The following is an 18,390-nucleotide window of genomic DNA, read 5'->3' on the forward strand; positions in this document are numbered from 1 at the left end:
AGGAGCCGGCAAACATGCTGAATCCGGACCTGGTCAATATCCTGATCGTCGACGACCTGCCGGAAAAGCACGTTGTCATGAACAGCATCCTGGAAGAACTGGGGCAAAACATCGTCAGCGCCCGCTCGGGCCGGGAGGCTCTGCGCCTCATCCTGCAGATGGAGTTTGCGGTCATCCTGCTGGACGTCAACATGCCCGACATCGATGGGCTGGAGACCGCCAGCATGATCCGGCAGTACAAGAAGACGGCGCAAACGCCCATTGTTTTCATCACGGCCTATGTGGACGAGGAACAGGCCGCCAAGGGTTACGCGCTGGGCGCGGTGGACTACATCTCGTCGCCCGTCGTGCCTGGCGTGTTGCGTTCCAAGGTCAAGGTTTTCGTCGACCTTCACCGCATGAACCGGCAGCTTCAGCAGCAGGCCGTCGAGCGCGAGGCGCTGGCGCGGTCCGAGGCGGCACGCACCGCGGCAGAGGATGCCACGCGGCGCGCCGCCTTCCTGTCGGACGCCAGCCAACGCCTGTCCATGTCCCTCAATATCGATGCCACTGCCCAAGCGCTGGCGGATATCGCCGTACCGGGCCTGGGCGCCATGGCGGCAGTCGCCCTGCTGGACAGCCATGGCGACCTGCACTGCCGCTGCCTCAAGATTGCGGGCGGCCCGGATCCCTCTGCGGGCCCTGTCGTACTCGAATGCCATCGCGAGTTGAGCGCCTCCATGGCGGCGACGGTCCGCAGCGCCATGCTCTCGCGGAAAATAGCGTTTCTGCCCGCAACGGAGCTGTGCGCGGCGTCCACGGCCTCCGCGGTAGCCCCACAGCCTGCCTGGCCGGAGCTGCCGGCGGACCATGAGGAGATGGCGATTTGCCCGCTGGTCGCGCGTGAGCAGATGTTGGGCGCACTCATCCTGTTCGGCAAGGTCGGCGGTTTTGCACAGGCGGATGCCGCCCTGCTCAGCGAGGTGGTGGGCCGTGCCTCTATTGCCATGGAAAACGCCAGACTCTATACGCTGGTTCAGGAAGCGGATCGCCGCAAGAACGAGTTCCTTGCCATGCTGGCGCACGAGCTCAGGAATCCGCTGGCTCCGATCAGGAACGCAGTGCACATCATCCACAGTTCCCATGTGGTCAACCCGAAGGTTGCATGGGCGCGTGATGTCATTGCCCGGCAGGTCGATCACATGTCACGAATGATCGATGATCTTCTGGACGTCTCGCGGATCGTCAGGGGCAAGGTGACGGTTCATATGGAGCCGGTCCTGCTCTCGACATTGTGCGAGCATGCAGTGGAGGCCAGCAGCCCGCTGCTGGCAGCCAGGAATCAGGAATTGACTGTCCGTCTTCCAGCTGAAGCCGTGGTGCTCCAGGGCGATTTGGTGCGCTTGTCGCAAGTACTTTCCAACCTGCTGAACAATGCCTCCAAGTTCACGGATCAGCATGGAAAGATCGAGCTGAACGCTTCGCTGCAGGAGGAGGGCGTCACCCTGTTCGTATCAGACAACGGCCAGGGCATTGAGCCCGAATTCCTGCCGCATGTATTCGACCTCTTTGCCCAGGGCGACCAGGCCCTGGACCGCGCGCAAGGGGGCCTGGGTATCGGTTTGACACTGGTCAAGCATTTGGTCGAGTTGCACAACGGCAAAGTAGAGGCTTATAGCGAAGGCAAAGGCATGGGAAGCCGGATATCCCTTTATTTTCCGGCGAGGATTTCAGGCAACGATGCCGGTCTTCCCGTGGTGGCTGCGCCGGCGGCCGCCAAACCGGTGGCTGCCGTTCCCCGAAAAGTCCTTGTAGTCGACGATTTATCGGCTTCCGCAGAAACGCTGCAAGTGCTGCTGGAACTGGAAGGTTTTAATGTGAGGATCGCGAATGATGGTGCGTCAGCGCTCCATATCGCCCGGGAATTCGTGCCGGACGTAGTCATCCTCGACATCGGTTTGCCCGGCCTGGACGGCTTTGAGGTTGCCCGCCAGCTGCGCAGTCGCCCGGAATCGAAAACAACGCTGCTGATTGCCTTGACCGGCTACGGCGAAGCCGAAAGCCGGTTGCGCTCCCAACAAGCGGGTTTTGATCATCATGTGGTGAAACCCGCGGACATCGACTCTCTCCTGGCTATGGTGAGCCAGCCGCGAGTGGAAACAAAAGCCATGGGCGAACAATAGCTCGAGAGGCAGGTCGAAGAGGGATGGGCGAAAAGCGTGCTTTAGCCAAAGGTGGCTACCACTCTGATCGGCTGTATTTATCACTTAACATAATATACATCGTGGAATGTTTGATCGGACCGGTGATTCATTGACCCAACTTCACACTTTGCAAATGCTTGGGCTTTCGAGCATGTTCCAAAAGCGCGATCACTCCCTGCTCTGCAATTGAAGTTAGTCGGAAAGATTCTGAGCGATCTGGCACAGGTTGATCTCTTGAAGAAAGACTAAGGTCCAGCCGAATCTTCGCGCTTGGAGATTCAGCGACATACATCCGAGATCCTGTCGCCAAGACGTATCGGTAGTAGTTATCTCTCATCTGATCCGTAGTGCTGATTAGCTGGAACACCATTACTGCATTCTTTTCGTCAATAGCGCAATTCCAATCAGGAGTCCGCGTAAAGCTCGGAATCTCGGTTTCGTTCAGCTTGAGCAGAGAAAGATTCAACCGGCCAAACCAAGTATTGAAAAGGGGATGAACAACGAACATTGATGAAGGAGCTTTAAGTTGTCTGCTTCTGGCCGAAAGCGGCGTTGGCTATTAGACTTGATTACGCTGATCCGACACGCCCTGGTAGTCGTATTTATCAAGCCAACCAAGCAACAAGCCGGTCCCCCCTATGCCAACGATCACTCCTAGACCAAAAGGCAGAAATGTCCGCATCGCGTGGCGTTTATGCCCTCCATCACCCCAGAACATTTCACTGGTAAAGGACTGAAGCAGCAAGTCAAGTCCTGCGGCGGTTCCGATAGCAAGCCCGACGCCCAGTATCGCCCAAACGAGTCCTATGAGAGGGCGCCCGACTAGTGCGAGGCCAACTAGCACCATGAGCGCACCACCACCGATGAAAGTAAGCCCGATAATCCAGTCTACCGTGTCAAAAGAAAGAGCCATATGCGCATTAGTATGGCGCAGCTGGCCATAAAAAACCCTCCGATTTGGGGAGGGTTTGCTTAACATCACCAAGATCGTGTTGGCTCAGCGGTCGCTCCGCTACAGATTCGAGCCGATTGGCGTCAAGCCACTCATGTTCATTTCGTCATGGAATCGAGCGCGCGTTCGCGCTGGGCGCGCGTCATCTGACGTTCTCGTCTGGACGCTGGTGGGGCCGTTACAAGCGCGACATTGGTGAGTTGCGGGACGGCACGGCGTGCGTCTACCGACGGGCAATTGGTGCTCATGTCAAAAATCAGATGGCCACTTGGAAAGACTGCGGGCAGCTTTTCGTGGATCTGGTAGCTCATGTCTATGGGCGGCGCCTCACCGGAATAAACGATCTGGTTGCCGGGGCTAAAAACGGTGTAGCACGCCATGGCCGGTGCGACCAAGGCCGTTAAGGACAGTGCCACTGCGTATTTCAATGAGGTCATGATTTTCTCCCTGCACGCTCCGGATCAGAGACGCAGTTGAAAGCATATGTCATATGTGGGCTGCGTCAAGTCAGACGGCGCCGCCACATCACACCACAACCCTCCCATGCGCCTGGCAGGTCGACTCACCAGGTTCCGGCAGGCTTTTTTGCCCGAAGGGCTGCTGTGATCGCTGCTGCGGCATCAGGCCGGTTGCCTTGCTGGGCAAACTGCAGGGCAGTCAAACCCAGCTGGTTTTTGAGTTGCGGGTCGGCGCCCTCCTCCAGGAGAAGACGCACTGCTTCCGTGGTGCCATACATTGCGGCCATCATCAGCGGCGTGGTGCCGTTGGGAGACTCGGCATCAATGTAGGCGCTGTTTTCCAGCAGCAGGCTGATGATGCCCAGGTGCCCGCCGCTGGCGGCGTAATGCAGCGGCGTCCAGCCGGTCTTGTTGACGTCGGCGCCCTGCTTGACCAGCTTCTCAGCCAGGCCCTGATAGTTTTTGAGGGCGGCCAGCATAAGTGCGCTTTCGCCCTTGTCGTTGAGGCTGTTGACGTCGGTCTTGGGCCAGTCAACCAGTACCTGCGCTGCTCTGAGCGATGGCTCCTTCAGCGCGAGAAAGAGCCCACGCTCGCCTTTTGGGTCAGGTGTGTTGGGGTCAAACCCCCGCTGCAGCAATGCCTGGATGGTCCTGGGATCGTCGCGCTTGACGGCGATGAAAAAATCATCGTATGACCCCGCATTTGCCGAAGAAAGTCCATAAAAAACAATGGCAATAATTGCTTTCTTAAAGTAATTCATGAAGTTATTTTTCACACTTTAACCCCACTGAAAAGCTGCTCGAAGTTTCGGCTTGTGGCCTCTGCAATGGCCTGGATGGGTTGTAGGGTGAGTTCCGCGATCTGCTTGGCCACCAGGGGAACATACGAAGGATTATTGGCTTTTCCGCGGTACGGCATGGGCGCGAGGTAGGGGCTGTCGGTCTCAATCAGCATGCGGTCCAGGGGGACAAATCGGGCCACCTCCCGCAAATCCGCCGCGTTCTTGAAGGTCAGGATGCCGGAAAAAGAGATGTAAAACCCGAGGTCAAGCGCGGCGCGGGCTACCGCCTGGGTTTCGGTAAAGCAGTGAAAAACCCCCGTGGCTCGGCCCGCTTCTCCAGCGCTACCGCCCTCTTCCTTCAGCAAGGCAATCGTGTCGTCGGACGCACTGCGGGTATGAATCACCAGGGGCTTGCCGGTCTGGCGAGCCGCCCGGATGTGCACGCGAAACCGCTCCCGCTGCCATTCCATGTCCGCCACGGTCCGGTCACCCAGCCGGTAATAGTCGAGCCCGGTCTCGCCAATGCCGACCACTCGGGGCAGGCTGGCGCGCGTCAGCAGGTCGTCCAGGCTGGGCTCCCGGACATCTTCGTTGTCGGGATGCACGCCGACGGTTGCCCAGAAATTGTCGTAGGCCGTGGCCAGCCCGTGAACAGTTTCGAACTCTTCCAGGGTGGTGCAGATGCACAGCGCCCGGTCAACCTGGGCGGCCTGCATGGCCTGGCGGATTTGTGGCAACTGGGCCTGAAGCTCCGGAAAGCTCAAATGGCAATGGGAGTCAGTAAACATTGCGGTACAAGGTTGGGTATCAAAACAGGCTGCAAGCCTTTTTGGCCATGCGCAAGCAGCTATAAATACCATAGCAATTTCAACGCTTGCCGATCAGCCGGCCAGCGGCAAAGCTTAAATGGTCTGTGTGGGGCGGTCGGACGCCAGGTGGGCGCCGAGGATTTCTTCAATCTTGAGCTTGAGAAGGCGGGATTTTTCGTCCGACGGGAACCGGACGCCGACGCCTTGCGTGCGGTTACCGGCCGCCCTTGCGGGTGTGACCCAGGCTACTTTGCCGGCCACCGGATAGCGCTGCGTATCTTCGGGGAGCGTTAGCAGGACGTAGACGTCGTCGCCCAGCTTGTAGTCGCGTGCCGTGGGAATGAAAACACCGCCTTCCGTGAACAAAGGAATGTAGGCCGCGTAAAGCGCCGCTTTTTCCTTGATGGCCAGCTGGACAACGCTGGGTCGGGCGGTGGCGGCTGCGGGTGAACTGGCGGGCGGTGGTGTGCTCATGGCGCTAGTTTATCGGTTTGACTGCTGCGGCGTCTGCAATTGCAGCATAAAAGAAACGGTTTGGGTTTATTTCGCGTTCAGCGCGATGCGGGCCCGGCTTACCAGCGATTCAAGCATCAGGCCCGGGTTGTAGGGGTGTTCCACCGTGCGGGCAATGGCCGCCAGCTCTTTGGACCAGCTTGCAAGGGCGTAAAGGCCGTTCCCCGTCTTGCCGGCCGCAGCGGGAAGGGCTGCCGGAAGGTCGCCCGCGTGAAAAAACCGCGGCGCCGCACCCATGCGCACAGCCAGTACATCGTGGCAAAGCTTTTGCAGTGCATCCACAGCCTGCGCTGGCGCCCAGTCCGACAGCGGGCTCACGTCGCCGCGCGCCATGGCTTTGGGCAGGGCCTGCCAATGCTGGGCGGCTTCCGCGGGCGGATTGCTTTGTGCCCAGCTCAGCGCGTCGGCGGGTCGCCCTCCCGCGGCCACCAGCAAGGTCTGCAATTCGGCGGCTTTTGGCGCTGCCGCGCCTTTTTTGGTGTTACCGGCGCTGTCACCTGCCAGCGTGATTTCCTGCTGGAGCCAACCCAGTGCCTGGTCGAAGTCGGGCCAGACCATGGTGTGGCCCAGGCACCGGCTCCGGATGGTGGGCAGCAACTGGTGCGCGGCCTCGGTGGCGAGGATGAACTTGACGGCTCCTGGAGGCTCTTCCAGGGTCTTGAGCAGGGTATTGGCCGTGACGTTGTTCATGCGCTCGGCCGGAAACACCAGCACCACCTTGGTGGTGCCGCGCGACCGTGTGAACTGCGTGAAAGACACAGCTTCGCGCGCCGCATCGACCTTGATTTCCTTGCTGGGTTTGCGTTTCTTGCTGTCCAGGTCGTCCTGTGTTTTTTCGTCGAGCGGCCAGCCGAGCGCCAGCGACAGGGTTTCGGGCATCAGCATGCAAAGGTCCGCATGCGTGTGCACATCTACCGCATGGCAACTGCCGCATTGCCCGCAGGCACCCTGCGGCGTGGCTTCTTCGCAAAGCCAGGCCCGCGCCAGTGCCAGCGCCAGTTCAAACTGCCCCAAACCCGACGGCCCGCTCAAGAGCCACGCATGGCCGCGCTGCGCCAGCAGGCTTTCCAGCTGGGTTTGGAGCCACGGTGCCAGGCGCGGGTTGCTGGATCCGGCCGTCACCGGCAAAGTATCCAGAATGCTCATGAGAGCCAGCCTTTGGCGATAAATACCTGCTGCACGGCTTGCCAGACTTCGTCGCGGCTTTTCGATGCGTCAATGCGGGCGAAACGTTCGGGGTGATTTTTCTGCCGGTCCGCGTAGCCTTGCGCCACGCGGCGGAAAAACGCCACCGGCTGCGCCTCGAATTTGTCGGGCAGTCGCGCGCCCGTCAGCCGCCGGGCCGCTTCTTCAGGCGCCAGGTCAAACCACACCGTCAAATGCGGCTCGATCACGGTTTCCACCTCAGGCTTCATGGGAGAGTTGCCGGCGGGGTCGCCCAGCAGCCCTTCGTCGGATTGCACCCAACGCTCCAGGGTCGAGAGCAGCTTCAGGTCAAAACCGCGCCCTGCCCCCTGGTAGGCAAAGGTTGCGTCGGTAAAACGGTCGCACAGCACCACGTCAGCGCGCAGCAGCGCCGGCGCGATCACGTTCACCAGATGGTCGCGCCGTGCGGCAAAAATCAGCAAGGCTTCGGTCAGCGGGTCCATGGCGTCATTGAGGACCATGGCGCGCAGTTTTTCGGCCAGCGGCGTACCGCCGGGCTCGCGCGTCAATGTGACCACCCTGCCCTCGGCCTTGAAGGCATCGGCCAGGCCGGCAATGTGCGTGGACTTTCCAGCGCCGTCTATGCCTTCGAAGCTGATGAAGAGGCCGCTCAGAGGTCTGGTGCTCATGATCTCTTCCGGTCGAATGCGTGGCCGAAGTTGTGGTGCCAGCAGGGGCCGCGGAACCGGCTTTGCCGGGCCGCAGGCGCAGCGGCCCCCTCGGGGGGCAGCGACGTACACGAAGTGACGAGCGTGGGGGCCATATTCACTGTCCGCGGATGTACTTATTCACCGCGCGGTTGTGCTCGTCCAGGCTGCTGCTGAAGTGGCTGGTGCCGTCGCCGCGCGCCACAAAATAAATGGCCTTGGTCGGTGCCGGCTGCACGGCGGCCAGCAAGGCGGCCTTGCCCGGCATGGCGATGGGGGTGGGCGGCAACCCGGCGCGGGTGTAGGTGTTGTAGGGCGTGTCAGTCAGCAGGTCGCGTTTTCGCAGGTTGCCGTCGAACTTGTCGCCGAGCCCGTAAATCACGGTGGGGTCGGTCTGCAGCAGCATGCCCAGGCGCAGCCGGTTGGTGAAAACGCCGCCGATCTGGGCCCGGTCCGACGGCTTGCCGGTTTCCTTTTCGACGATGCTGGCCAGGATCAGGGCCTCGTCAGGGGTTTTCAGCGGTGTGTCGGGGCTTCGCAGTGCCCAGGCAGCATCCAGCCGGTTGTCCATGGCCCGTGCCGCGCGCTTGAGCACGGCCAGGTCGCTGGAACCCTTGGCGTAGGTGTAGGTGTCAGGGAAGAAGCGGCCTTCGGGGTGCACACCCGGCTTGCCCAGCTTTTGCATGATGGTTTCTGGCGCCAGCCCAAGCGTGTCGGGCGCAAGCTGCTCTGCCTTTTGTAGCGCCGCGCGCACCTGGTTAAAGGTCCAGCCTTCGACCAGCGTCACGCTTTTGAGGGCTTGATCGCCGCGCACCAGCATGGCGAGCAGCTTTTGCGGCGTGGTGCCGGGCACCAATTCATAGCTGCCGGCCTTGATGAGCCGAGCCTGGCCGGAAAAGCGGAACCAGACATGGAGAAAAATCGCCGGCACGTCGGCGCCGCTGGCCACGATGACCTCGGCCACGCCGCTGGCGGGAGTGCCGGGCTCGATTTCAAGGTCTACGACCTGGCTGCCGGGAGCCAGCCGCAGGGGAATCGGCTCGTGCAGCCACCACAAACCCGCGCCAAACAACAACAGGGCGCCGGCAAATACCAGTATCAACAGACTTGTAAAGACACGACGCACAACCCAGCTACCTTTTCTGTACAGAATGCAAAACCTCCAGCCTATGATAATTCAGCCCATCCCCCCATCGAATATGAACGCCCCATGACCTTGCCTTCTGCTGCTCCCCTGATTTCCGGCATCACCGAACTCACGCACCTGGGCGTCATCCGCGTCACGGGCGAAGATGCCGTCACGTTTTTGCAGGGCCAGCTGACCCAGGACGTGGCGTTGATGGGGGCCGGCGAAGCGCGCCTTGCGGCTTTCTGCAATGCCAGGGGCCGGATGCAGGCGAGTTTTGTGGTGTTCAAGCGCAGCAGCGATGCCGGCCAGGACGTGTTGCTGCTGTGCAGCCGCGACATCCTGCCTGCCACACTCAAGCGCCTGTCAATGTTTGTGCTGCGCGCCAAGACCCGATTGACCGATGCCACTGCGGAATTTGCGCTCTACGGCATCACCGGAAATGCTATCGATTCGATAGCTGGCGGCGCACATTCTGTATGGTCAAAAGTCGATATGGGTGATGCAAATGTGGTGTTTTTGTACCCCGGCGCTGGCCAGCCGCGTGCAATCTGGTGCGCACCTGCCGCATCGCCCGCTCCCGAAGGCGCGCGCATCGACAGCGCCTTGTGGCACTGGCTGGACGTGCAGTCCGGTATTGCGATGATCACGCAGCCCATTTTTGAGGCCTTTGTGCCGCAAATGCTCAATTACGAATCCGTTGGAGGGGTGAACTTCAAAAAAGGTTGTTACCCGGGCCAGGAAATCGTTGCGCGCAGCCAGTTCCGCGGCACGCTCAAACGGCGCGCATACCTTGTTCATACCGCCGGAACGCCGGCAACAGGCCAGGAGATATTCCACGCCTCGGACGCAGAGCAGCCTTGCGGGTTGGTCGCCGCGGCGGCCGCCAATCCCGATGGCGGCTTTGACGCCATCGTGTCGATGCAGACCTCTGCCGCCGCCGATGCCGGCGACGGCCGGTTGACGCTGGGAAGCGCCACAGGCGAAGCTCTGAGCCTGCTGCCCCTGCCCTATCCGCTGCTGGAAGACATCTGATGCGCGGCACAGGGGGCGCGGGGCTAATGACATGTGCCTGATCGCGTTTGCCATTGGCGTATCGGAGCGTTGGCCGCTCCTGATTGCGGCCAACCGCGATGAATTCCTGGACCGGCCGACGCTGCCGCTCGCCCGCTGGCAAACCGACTCGGGGCAAGAAGTCCTTTCAGGCCGCGACTTGCGTGCCGGTGGCACCTGGATGGGCATGACACCGGACGGCAGGATTGCTTTTCTGACCAATGTGCGCGGCACCCGAGCAGATGCCGGGGCCCGCTCGCGGGGGGAACTGGTGACGCGTTGGCTGGAAAGCCACGACGATGCGACCGGTTTTGCTTCAGCCCTCGAAGAAGAAGGCTCGGACTATGCAGGCTTTAACCTGGTGGTCGGCGATTTTCAGCGGAACGCCTGGGCCTGGGTGACGAACAAGCCGGCCGTAGTGTCTGGCGCTTCAAGCCTGCGTCTTCAGGCTCTGTCACCAGGGCTCTATGGGTTGTCCAATGCGGCACTGGATACGCCGTGGCCCAAAACACTGGAACTCAAACGCTCCCTCCATGCCGCCCTGGAGGCGAGCTCAGGCCTGCAAGCAACGGAGCTTCAGGCATCGCTGTGGTCAGCTCTGGGCAACCGTCAGCGCGCGCCGCGCGAAGACCTTCCAGCCACCGGCGTGCCGTTGGCGCTGGAAGAAGCTCTGTCGAGCGCCTTTGTGGATTTTCCGGACCATACCTACGGAACACGGAGCAGCACGGTGCTGCTGGCAGCAGCGGATCCGGCCGATCTGTCAACGCGATGGGATGTCCAGGTAGAGGAGCGTACGCACCTGAGTCCGTCGGCTGAAGAGTCCGGTCGTCACCATCAGGCTGCGTATCCTGTTTCGCACCGGTTCACTGTTGAATGGCAGAAAGCAGCGCACGTTTCTCAGAGCCTGGGCCAGTAGTCGGGGGGAATGCGCTGACGCGTCGCTTCCTTGTCTTTTTCGGGTGATGCGGCCATGGCCGCCTTGTAGAACATCAACGCCTTCGCGTCATCTTTTTTCCGGACGGCATAGAGGTAGCCCAGTTTGACCAGCCCATCGACCTGCTGGTCAGGAAAGCTTTTGTTACGCAGTTCCATGCTCTGGACGGCCAGATCAAAGTCGCCGTTTTTTACGCCGAGTACCCATCCGGCATCCAGGAGGTCATAGTCATAAATACCTTCTGACAGGTATTGTTTGACCAGCTTTTGAGCCTCCGCAGTTCTCCCCGACCGGCTCAACAGGACGACTTCCAGTGATCGGACTGAAGCCGCTTTCGGCTGAAGGTTTTTGCTGCGCTCCAGGTATTCGAAAGCCTTGTCCAAGGCTCCCATCTGGGCATATCCACGGGCAATATTCGTTAGCAGCGCCACCACGTGCGGACGCGAAGACGCCACAGACTCCCAGACCCAGACGGCGTTTGGCCAGTCGCCCCAGCGCGCCAGTTCGTCAGCCACCATGGGCGTCAGCTTGCGGTAGTGGGGATTGATGCGGGTGCCTTCCTTGACCAGCTCCAATATTTCCAGCTTGGTGGCGTTCCAGCGCGGGTTGTTGACATCCCCGGACCGCGTGATAGATAGTGCCAGTCTGACGGACCTGACGATTCTGCTTTCCGCAAGGGTGGCCTGCTGCGATATATAGATCGCCAGCACCAGGCAGAACATTAAGGTGATGCCCAGCAACTTCGAATACACAGGCTTCCAGCCAAGTTGTTGAGCGGCAAACTTGCCTTGAACGCCCAGGCGGGCATCGGAAGCAGCCAGAAACCCCAACGCCAGCGCAAAGATCGCGTCGGTAGTTGCCATACGCCATGGAAAGCCGATATTGCTGACGATCAAAAGCGTCAACAAACTGGACAGGACAATCGCACGTTCCGGAGCCTCCTGCACCCACCCGAATCCCCGGTTTCTGAGCGTTTTCCATGCGGCCATGCTGAGATAGCCAAGAAGGGCCAGCAGGAAAATCCAGCCCGTCAGGCCATATTCGGCCAGCAACTGAAGGATTTCGTTGTGAACGTAATAGTCGGTTTCGAGCTGGGTGCCGTCAACCTGATACAGCGGAATATCGACTTCCCAGGCGCCGGCGCCGACACCTCTCAACGGATGGGCCTGGATGATCCTGAAGGTTGCCTTCCACATCACAAAGCGCACATTCAGTGAGCTGTCGTCCATGGAGATTGTCGCTGTGCGTTTGAAGGCCCGCTCAAAAGCCGTGGTACCCCGGTCTTCACCAACCAGTTTTGGATTTCCTGTGTGAATGAAGCCCAAAGCCAGGATGGTTACAGCAAGAAGTCCGCATGCAAGAAACTTCTGACGAAGGTGCCACGAAGAAATTGCCAGTTGCCAACGGTAGAGGATAGCGATGAGCGGCAGAACGAAGATAAGTAGCAGCCATAACGCCATCAAGGCCCCGCGTGTCCCTGTCATCATGAGCGCCACAATGACAAAGCCGTTGGTCAAGGACAGCAGCGATATTTGCAACGAGTTCCGTGCCCGCATCAATAGATAGAAGGAGAAAGGAATGGTGCAAACCGCAAATTCGGCAAAAAAATTGCGGTTGACAAAAGTGGACGCTGGATTCGGGCCTTGCGGAAAGTAAGTGAAATCAAACCAGAACTGAAGTGCGGTCCAGAGCGAGGCCACGAGGGCGCCCGCATGAATCCCCATGGCCAAATGAGGCAACCGGTCTCTCGACAAGGTATTGAGCCCCAGCCACAGCAGCAGGCTGAAGACGAACCACCTGATGGCTTCCACGCCACCAAGATAGGCGTGTGACCACAGCATGCTTGCCAGGGCGTAAAACATCAGAGCCAGAGGCAGCCACATGAGGGCATGCCAACGCAGGGGCTCCCGCCGGTGGCGCTGCTGCCAGAAGAAAATCAGGCCGGCACTGATCGCCGAAAACGACACCACCATGGATTTCAGCGTGTCCTGCAGCATTTCTTCATGAGGCACGCCGATTGCCGGCGTCACAAACATCATGAAAGCAAGAAGCACGGTGATCCAGCCGCCCTGCGCCACCTCTGCAGCCGGGGCCGCCGTGGAGTCCGCGCCAGGTGAGTCAACAGGCTCCAGCTTGGCTACCGCACCGGCTAGGGTGGGATGCCCCTGGGCATCGGGGCCGTTCCTTTTCTGGGTCATGAGGTCGATCAGTTTTCTGAGTGATTGAAACAGCCCGCACGCAAAGGCGGCGGCATGCACCAACAACGCCGTTACGGCGCCCGGACCATTTCAACATGGGAGATGCCGGCTTCTTCGAAAGGCTCACCCCGGGCCTCAAAGCCAAGGCGCCGGTAAAAGCCCTCCGCACTGCGCTGCGCATGCAGCATGACCTCGTGGTCCCCGCGATCCCGGGCGGCGTCCATCAACGCGTTCAAAAGATTTTGACCGAGGTGAGCTCCGCGCAGCGCCTTGTGCACCGCCATGCGCCCGATCTTCGCCGTGCCATCGGCTTGCCGCATCAGCCGCCCGGTCGCGATGCCCTCTCCCAGCCCGTTATAGGCCACGGCGTGCAAGGCCGTGTTGTCCGCTTCGTCGCACGCCATCTCCATTGGAATGCCCTGCTCCTGCACAAACACGGCCGTGCGGACCTTGGCCGCGTCGGCGCCCAGGGTGGCCCAATCACCTATCCTGATGTCCACCATGGCCTCACCGGCCTCAAAGCCCACGAGCAGGTTGCGCAGCGCGTCCGGTACGGGCCGGGACGTCTGCGTCAGGGGATCGGCAAACACATAGACAAGTTCACAGCTAATGAGCAGTTCATCGGCCCTGAACATCGCGCCGGTGTACGTCATGGATGAATTGCCGATGCGCGCGCACTTGAGCGCTACGTCGAGCCGGTCATCGAAGCGTGCCGAGCCGTGGTATTCCAGTGTGGCTTTTTTCACATACAGGTCGCCGCCCATCTTGTGCATGGTCTCCGTGTACGGCAGCGCCAGCGCGCGCCAGTAGTCGGTCATGGCAGTGTCGAAGTACATCAGGTAATGCGCATTGAACACGATTTTCTGCATGTCCACTTCGGCCCAGCGAACCCGCAGCGGGTGAAAAAATCGGTATTCCTGTCGTTTCATGGCGTGTTGTCCGAAAGATTGAATGCCTGGCGCAGCGCCAGAGCCGCGTCCGCATGGGCTTGCCGCGCTTCGGGAATGATGCGCCCCATCTTGATGAACTCGTGCGTGACGCCGCGGTAGATTTCCAGGTCGACCGGCACGCCGGCCGCGCGCAGTTTGTCGGCATACATTACCCCTTCGTCGACCAGGGGATCGCACTCTGCCAGACCCAGCCAGGCAGGGGCCACACCGTCCACATCCGCCGCGTTGAGCGGTGCAAAGCGCCAGTCTTCGCGGTCGGCAGGGCTTCGCACATAGTGGTTGAAAAACCAGGTGATATCAGCCTCCTCCAGCACAAAACCACCGGCAAAAAGCCGGTGCGACGGTGTGTCCTGGTGGGCGGCGCAACCAGGGTAAAACAGCAGCTGCAGCGCCAGCGGCAGGCCGGCATCGCGGGCGAGGATGGCACACATGGTTGCCAGCGTGCCGCCCGCACTGTCGCCGCCGACCGCCATACGGGTTTCATCAAGACCGAGGCTGATTGACCGTGCCGCCAGCCATTCCAGGGCATCCCAGGCGTCATGGGCAGCTACAGGAAATTTGTATTCCGGCGCCAGCCGGTAGTCCACGGAAATCACCGCGCAACCCGCCAGGTGACTGAGCTGCCGGCACAAAATGTCATGCGTTGCCACGCTCCCGATGGTGAAGCCGCCGCCATGAAAGTAAAGCAGCACCGGCAGGTGGTCAGTTGAGGGCGCGTAGAGGCGCGCAGGCAGGCTGTAGCCATCCCTGGCGGGAATGAGCAGGTCTTCGACCCGCGTCAGGGCCGGCTTGGGAATTTCCAGCACGCCCGCACCCGCCTCGTAGGCTGCTTTGGCTCCCGCGGGCGTGAGCGTATGAAACGGCGGCCGCATGGCCCGCGCCATGCGGCTGAGTACACCCCGCATCGCGGGAGTCAGCAAGTCTTCAGGGGAGGTACGGCGCATTTATTTGAATGTGACCGACACAGGCTGCGCTCCGGCCAGCCCCTGGTAAGTCGCTGTGGCGGTCAGCCCTGCCTTGGGCGGCAGCAGCGGTGAAAACGAGCCCAGGCTGATCAAATCGCCTGGTTTCATGGCAAGGCCTTCTTTGGCCAGGGCGCCGGCCAGCCAGACGACGGCGTTAAGCGGATGGCCGAGGATGTCGCTGCCCTTTCCTCTTCCCAGTTCTGCACCACTGCCGTCTGCAAGCACAACGGTCATGTTTTCCAGCATGCCCAGCATGGCGTGGCGCTCTGCCCTTGTCACGGGCACGGCCAAAGGCATACCGGCCACACCGAACCGGGCACCGACATTGATGGCGCTGACCGCCGGGCCATTGAGCTTGGGCGGCGCCTGCACGACCAGGTCGGGCAATTCAATGAAGGGAATTACCTGGTCAACGGCTTCCAGCACATCCATCGGTGTCCGGGCCTGGTTGACGGCTGCACTTTTGACGCGTACCAGCATGTCGGCCTCAAAAAGCGGACGCGCGCCGAACGCCGCATCAACCACGGACCCGCCGGGCAGCACCATGCCCTCATACAGCTTGCCCCACACGGGCTGGTCGTAGTTGAAGCGTTTTTGTACCGCCGGGTTGGTAAGGCCGGCTTTGTAGCCGATCACTTTGCCGTGGCGCTTTTCCAGCAGCGCATTGAGTTTGGCGCGGGTACAGGCGCCATCGGCCTCGTTGAGACCTTCCGGGTTGGCCGCAGGCTGTCTGGCATCGATCTTTTCGGCCAGGTCGCCGACTTGCGCATCGCTCAGGCATTCCGCCCCAGCCTGAAGAGCTGCTATCGCCAAGGTGAACAGCATCAGGGTTTGCTTGCAATTCATGGGCATCTCCAGCTATTAAAGTAAGGCCAAGCCGATTGGGGCAACCGATTGGGGCAAGATGGGCGGCACGGGAAAACCGCCCAGCATCGTACAACGCGAAAGACAGCAAAACCATGGCCTTTATCTATTACGTCACCCAGATCCAGTTTGAATTCGGTGCGATCAAATTGCTCAAGCAGGAATGTGAGCGTGTCGGCATCACCCGCCCGCTTATCGTCACCGACCCAGGTGTCAAGGCCGCAGGTATTTTGCAAAAAGCGCTTGACGCGCTGCCCGGTATGCAGGTGACGGTGTTTGACCAGACCCCTTCGAATCCCACCGAAGCAGCCGTTCGCGCAGCTGCGGCCCTGTACAAGTCCGCCGGCTGCGACGGCCTGATCGCGGTGGGCGGCGGCTCAGCCATTGATTGCGCCAAAGGCGTGGCGATTGCCGCCACCCATGAAGGCCCGCTCACAACTTACGCCACCATCGAAGGTGGCTCCCCGAAAATCACGGACCGCGCAGCCCCGCTGATTGCTGTGCCCACCACCAGCGGCACCGGCAGCGAAGTCGCCCGCGGGGCGATCATCATCGTGGACGACCATCGCAAGCTTGGGTTTCACTCTTGGCACCTTGTACCGAAAACGGCGATTTGCGATCCGGAGCTCACATTGGGCCTGCCGGCCAAACTGACAGCGGCCACCGGCATGGACGCGATTGCGCATTGCATGGAGACCTTCATGTCAGCTGCCTTCAACCCGCCGGCCGACGGCATCGCGCTGGACGGCCTGGAACGCGGCTGGGCTCACATCGAACGGGCCACGCGCGATGGCAGTGACCGGGACGCCCGCTTCAACCTGATGAGCGCATCCATGCAGGGTGCCATGGCTTTCCAGAAGGGGCTGGGCTGCGTGCATTCGCTGAGCCATAGCCTGGGCGGTGTAGACCCGCGCCTTCACCATGGCACGCTGAACGCGATGTTTTTACCTGCTGTGGTTCTCTTTAATGCGGAGGCTGAATCAGTTAAGAAGGACAACCGGCTTAACCGCATGGCCCGCGCCATGGGGCTGGCTTCGGGCAGCGACATTCCCGACGCCATCCGGGACATGAACGCCCGGCTGGGCCTTCCCACGGGCCTGGCGGCCATGGGGGTACAGCGCCAGCAGTTCAGTCAGATCGTCACTGGCGCGCTGGCAGATCATTGCCACAAAACGAATCCGCGAATTGCCAGTGCGGCGGAATACGAAGAGCTCCTCGGCACGTCGCTCTAGGCCTCGCCCCTGGCGGCCAATGTGCCGCTTTCCCTGCTGCAATTGTGGTTGGCGGCAAACCAGCGGCTTCGTGATGATGCGGCCCTGCCCCGCGATTGCGCGATAGTGTGCCCCGGCGCAACCGGGGCCGCCTGCGCCGCCATCCATGGCAAGACTGCCATGAGCCAGGCTCATCCGTGCCTGTAAAAGTTATTTAATTACTTTTTATAACCATAAATGTCTTTGCTGGCAAGAGACTATTTACTTATTTTTTATAACTAAAAACCCATTAACCTCATGCAGTGATTAGCGATTTCACGCGGTGTTTGCTGTCCGCAAACAACAGCGCACTGGACCTGTAGAGCTACGTCGAATCGATAAGCACGCCATATCAACAACATTAGGAGACCTGATGAAGACCAAACTATTTGCACTTTCCGTGCTGTCCGCTGCCAGTTGCGCCGCTCAGGCCCAAAGCTCCGTCACGCTGTATGGCGTGGTTGATACCTATCTGGAAGTCGCGTCTGCTGGAAACGGCAATGTGACACGCGTCTCCAGCGGGGGGGCCATGGGTTCACGTTTCGGGTTTCGCGGTACGGAAGACCTCGGCGGCGGGCTGAAGGCGAATTTCGTGCTGGAGGCCGGCTTTTTGACAGACACGGGCGCTGGCACAGGTACTGCGACCGTCCCCACCAGCACCGTGCCGACTGGAGCCAATTACATGTTCCAGCGCCTGGCGACTGTGGGCTTGAGTGGTGACTTCGGCGCCGTCAATATGGGCCGTCAGTACACGCCGCATTTTGGAACCATGGCGGCTTTTGACCCTGCCGGATTCACGATGTCCGGCGCCTTGAACTACTACGCGGGCCCGGGCGTAGGCATCAACGGCGGCTCGCTCTCCGACGCCACCACACGCCGCGACAACTCCATCCAGTACACCACGCCGACCTGGGGTGGCTTCAAGGCCAATGTGTTTTATGCTTTCGGCGAATCGACCGGCGCGGGCGGCCAACCCAAGTCCACCGGTAACGTGCTCAACATCGCAGCCGGCTACAGCAGTAGCACGCTTGCGGCGCAAGTCAGCTACCTGACGGAAAAAACCATCTACATAGTCGGCAATACCGATAAATACACTGACGTCGCTGTCTCCTACGATTTCGGGTTCATCAAGCCGTCTGCCATCTTTGTGCGCCGCCGCGGCGACGCGACCGGGGCGCCCGCGCTCGATGCCTACCAGATCGGCGCCTCGGCACCGGTCGGCGTAGGCAAGCTGATTGCCACCTATGGCCGGCTCAAAAACAAGACCACGGCCAGCGCCGACTCAAAAGCCTTCGGCGTTCGTTACGACTACCCGCTGTCCAAGCGAACCACGATCTACGGCGGCGCGACCAGGATCAGCAACCAGGCCAACGCAGGCTACACCATCAGCGGCGGCGGCGGCAGTTCGGCTGGCCTGGCGCTCTCGGCGGTCGGCCAAAGTCCGAAGTCGCTGTACGCGGGTATTGCACACGTGTTTTGAGGCTTCCGCTCCAAACTGAT

The 18,390-nt window shown here is 60.6% G+C and carries 18 protein-coding genes; 5 read left to right on the top strand and 13 right to left on the bottom strand.

Annotated elements, in window-relative coordinates:
• The first annotated feature begins 14 nt into the window (after positions 1-14).
• The gene (locus AC1DYR_RS09660; protein ID WP_477704920.1) at positions 15-2,162 is read left to right on the top strand and encodes a response regulator; all 2,148 of its coding nucleotides are present in this window, start codon (positions 15-17) and stop codon (positions 2,160-2,162) included.
• A gap of 127 nt (positions 2,163-2,289) precedes the next feature.
• Here the strand turns inward: AC1DYR_RS09660 and AC1DYR_RS09665 are convergent, their stop codons facing one another.
• The 9 genes from AC1DYR_RS09665 to mltG form a co-directional block, all read right to left on the bottom strand.
• The gene (locus tag AC1DYR_RS09665; RefSeq protein ID WP_477704921.1) at positions 2,290-2,691 is read right to left on the bottom strand and encodes a hypothetical protein; all 402 of its coding nucleotides are present in this window, start codon (positions 2,689-2,691) and stop codon (positions 2,290-2,292) included.
• Positions 2,692-2,742: 51 nt separating this feature from the next.
• Positions 2,743-3,162, bottom strand: coding sequence for a hypothetical protein (locus AC1DYR_RS09670; RefSeq protein WP_477704922.1), 420 nt, complete (start codon positions 3,160-3,162; stop codon positions 2,743-2,745).
• A 71-nt stretch (positions 3,163-3,233) separates the two neighbouring features.
• Positions 3,234-3,572: a hypothetical protein gene (locus AC1DYR_RS09675; RefSeq protein WP_477704923.1), complete on the bottom strand. Its 339-nt coding sequence runs from the start codon at positions 3,570-3,572 to the stop codon at positions 3,234-3,236.
• A 125-nt stretch (positions 3,573-3,697) separates the two neighbouring features.
• Positions 3,698-4,354 (bottom strand): ankyrin repeat domain-containing protein, encoded by a 657-nt coding sequence (locus tag AC1DYR_RS09680; RefSeq protein ID WP_477704924.1) that lies wholly within the window; start codon positions 4,352-4,354, stop codon positions 3,698-3,700.
• Positions 4,355-4,365: 11 nt separating this feature from the next.
• Positions 4,366-5,163 carry a TatD family hydrolase gene (locus tag AC1DYR_RS09685; RefSeq protein WP_477704925.1) on the bottom strand — a complete coding sequence of 266 codons (798 nt, stop codon included), beginning with the start codon at positions 5,161-5,163 and terminating at the stop codon, positions 4,366-4,368.
• Between the two features lie 114 nt (positions 5,164-5,277).
• Complete coding sequence (locus tag AC1DYR_RS09690) at positions 5,278-5,658, bottom strand: PilZ domain-containing protein (RefSeq protein WP_477649813.1); 381 nt, start codon at positions 5,656-5,658, stop codon at positions 5,278-5,280.
• Positions 5,659-5,724: 66 nt separating this feature from the next.
• Positions 5,725-6,843, bottom strand: a complete 1,119-nt coding sequence (locus AC1DYR_RS09695) for a DNA polymerase III subunit delta' (protein ID WP_477704926.1) — start codon at positions 6,841-6,843, stop codon at positions 5,725-5,727.
• Complete coding sequence (tmk, locus tag AC1DYR_RS09700) at positions 6,840-7,532, bottom strand: dTMP kinase (protein ID WP_477704927.1); 693 nt, start codon at positions 7,530-7,532, stop codon at positions 6,840-6,842. The genes AC1DYR_RS09695 and tmk overlap by 4 nt, the downstream gene beginning before the upstream one ends.
• Positions 7,533-7,668: 136 nt before the next feature.
• Complete coding sequence (gene mltG, locus AC1DYR_RS09705; protein ID WP_477704928.1) at positions 7,669-8,676, bottom strand: endolytic transglycosylase MltG; 1,008 nt, start codon at positions 8,674-8,676, stop codon at positions 7,669-7,671.
• Between the two features lie 84 nt (positions 8,677-8,760).
• On the opposite strand from mltG, the gene ygfZ reads away from it, so the two are divergent.
• Positions 8,761-9,711 (top strand): CAF17-like 4Fe-4S cluster assembly/insertion protein YgfZ, encoded by a 951-nt coding sequence (ygfZ, locus tag AC1DYR_RS09710; RefSeq protein ID WP_477704929.1) that lies wholly within the window; start codon positions 8,761-8,763, stop codon positions 9,709-9,711.
• Positions 9,712-9,742: 31 nt separating this feature from the next.
• The gene (locus AC1DYR_RS09715; RefSeq protein WP_477704930.1) at positions 9,743-10,645 is read left to right on the top strand and encodes an NRDE family protein; all 903 of its coding nucleotides are present in this window, start codon (positions 9,743-9,745) and stop codon (positions 10,643-10,645) included.
• On the opposite strand, the gene AC1DYR_RS09720 is transcribed toward AC1DYR_RS09715, so the two are convergent.
• From AC1DYR_RS09720 to AC1DYR_RS09735, 4 genes are read right to left on the bottom strand one after another with little or no spacing between them, the layout of a single operon-like run.
• Positions 10,627-12,921 carry an O-antigen ligase family protein gene (locus AC1DYR_RS09720; protein ID WP_477704931.1) on the bottom strand — a complete coding sequence of 765 codons (2,295 nt, stop codon included), beginning with the start codon at positions 12,919-12,921 and terminating at the stop codon, positions 10,627-10,629. The genes AC1DYR_RS09715 and AC1DYR_RS09720 overlap by 19 nt on opposite strands.
• Before the next feature lie 11 nt (positions 12,922-12,932).
• Positions 12,933-13,790, bottom strand: coding sequence for a YbgC/FadM family acyl-CoA thioesterase (locus AC1DYR_RS09725; protein WP_477704932.1), 858 nt, complete (start codon positions 13,788-13,790; stop codon positions 12,933-12,935).
• Entirely contained in the window at positions 13,787-14,755 is a 969-nt protein-coding gene (locus AC1DYR_RS09730; protein WP_477704933.1) for an alpha/beta hydrolase, read from the bottom strand. The genes AC1DYR_RS09725 and AC1DYR_RS09730 overlap by 4 nt, the downstream gene beginning before the upstream one ends.
• Complete coding sequence (locus AC1DYR_RS09735; protein WP_477704934.1) at positions 14,756-15,622, bottom strand: 2-keto-4-pentenoate hydratase; 867 nt, start codon at positions 15,620-15,622, stop codon at positions 14,756-14,758.
• 113 nt (positions 15,623-15,735) lie between these two features.
• Here AC1DYR_RS09735 and AC1DYR_RS09740 point away from each other — a divergent pair, with 113 nt between their 5' ends.
• Both AC1DYR_RS09740 and AC1DYR_RS09745 read left to right on the top strand, forming a co-directional pair.
• Complete coding sequence (locus AC1DYR_RS09740; protein WP_477704935.1) at positions 15,736-16,872, top strand: iron-containing alcohol dehydrogenase; 1,137 nt, start codon at positions 15,736-15,738, stop codon at positions 16,870-16,872.
• 391 nt (positions 16,873-17,263) lie between these two features.
• A complete protein-coding gene (locus AC1DYR_RS09745) occupies positions 17,264-18,370 on the top strand; it encodes a porin (RefSeq protein WP_477704936.1) in 1,107 nt (368 codons plus the stop codon).
• Positions 18,371-18,390: the final 20 nt, after the last annotated feature.

It is taken from the genome of Polaromonas sp. P1_F9 (genome assembly GCF_056405615.1).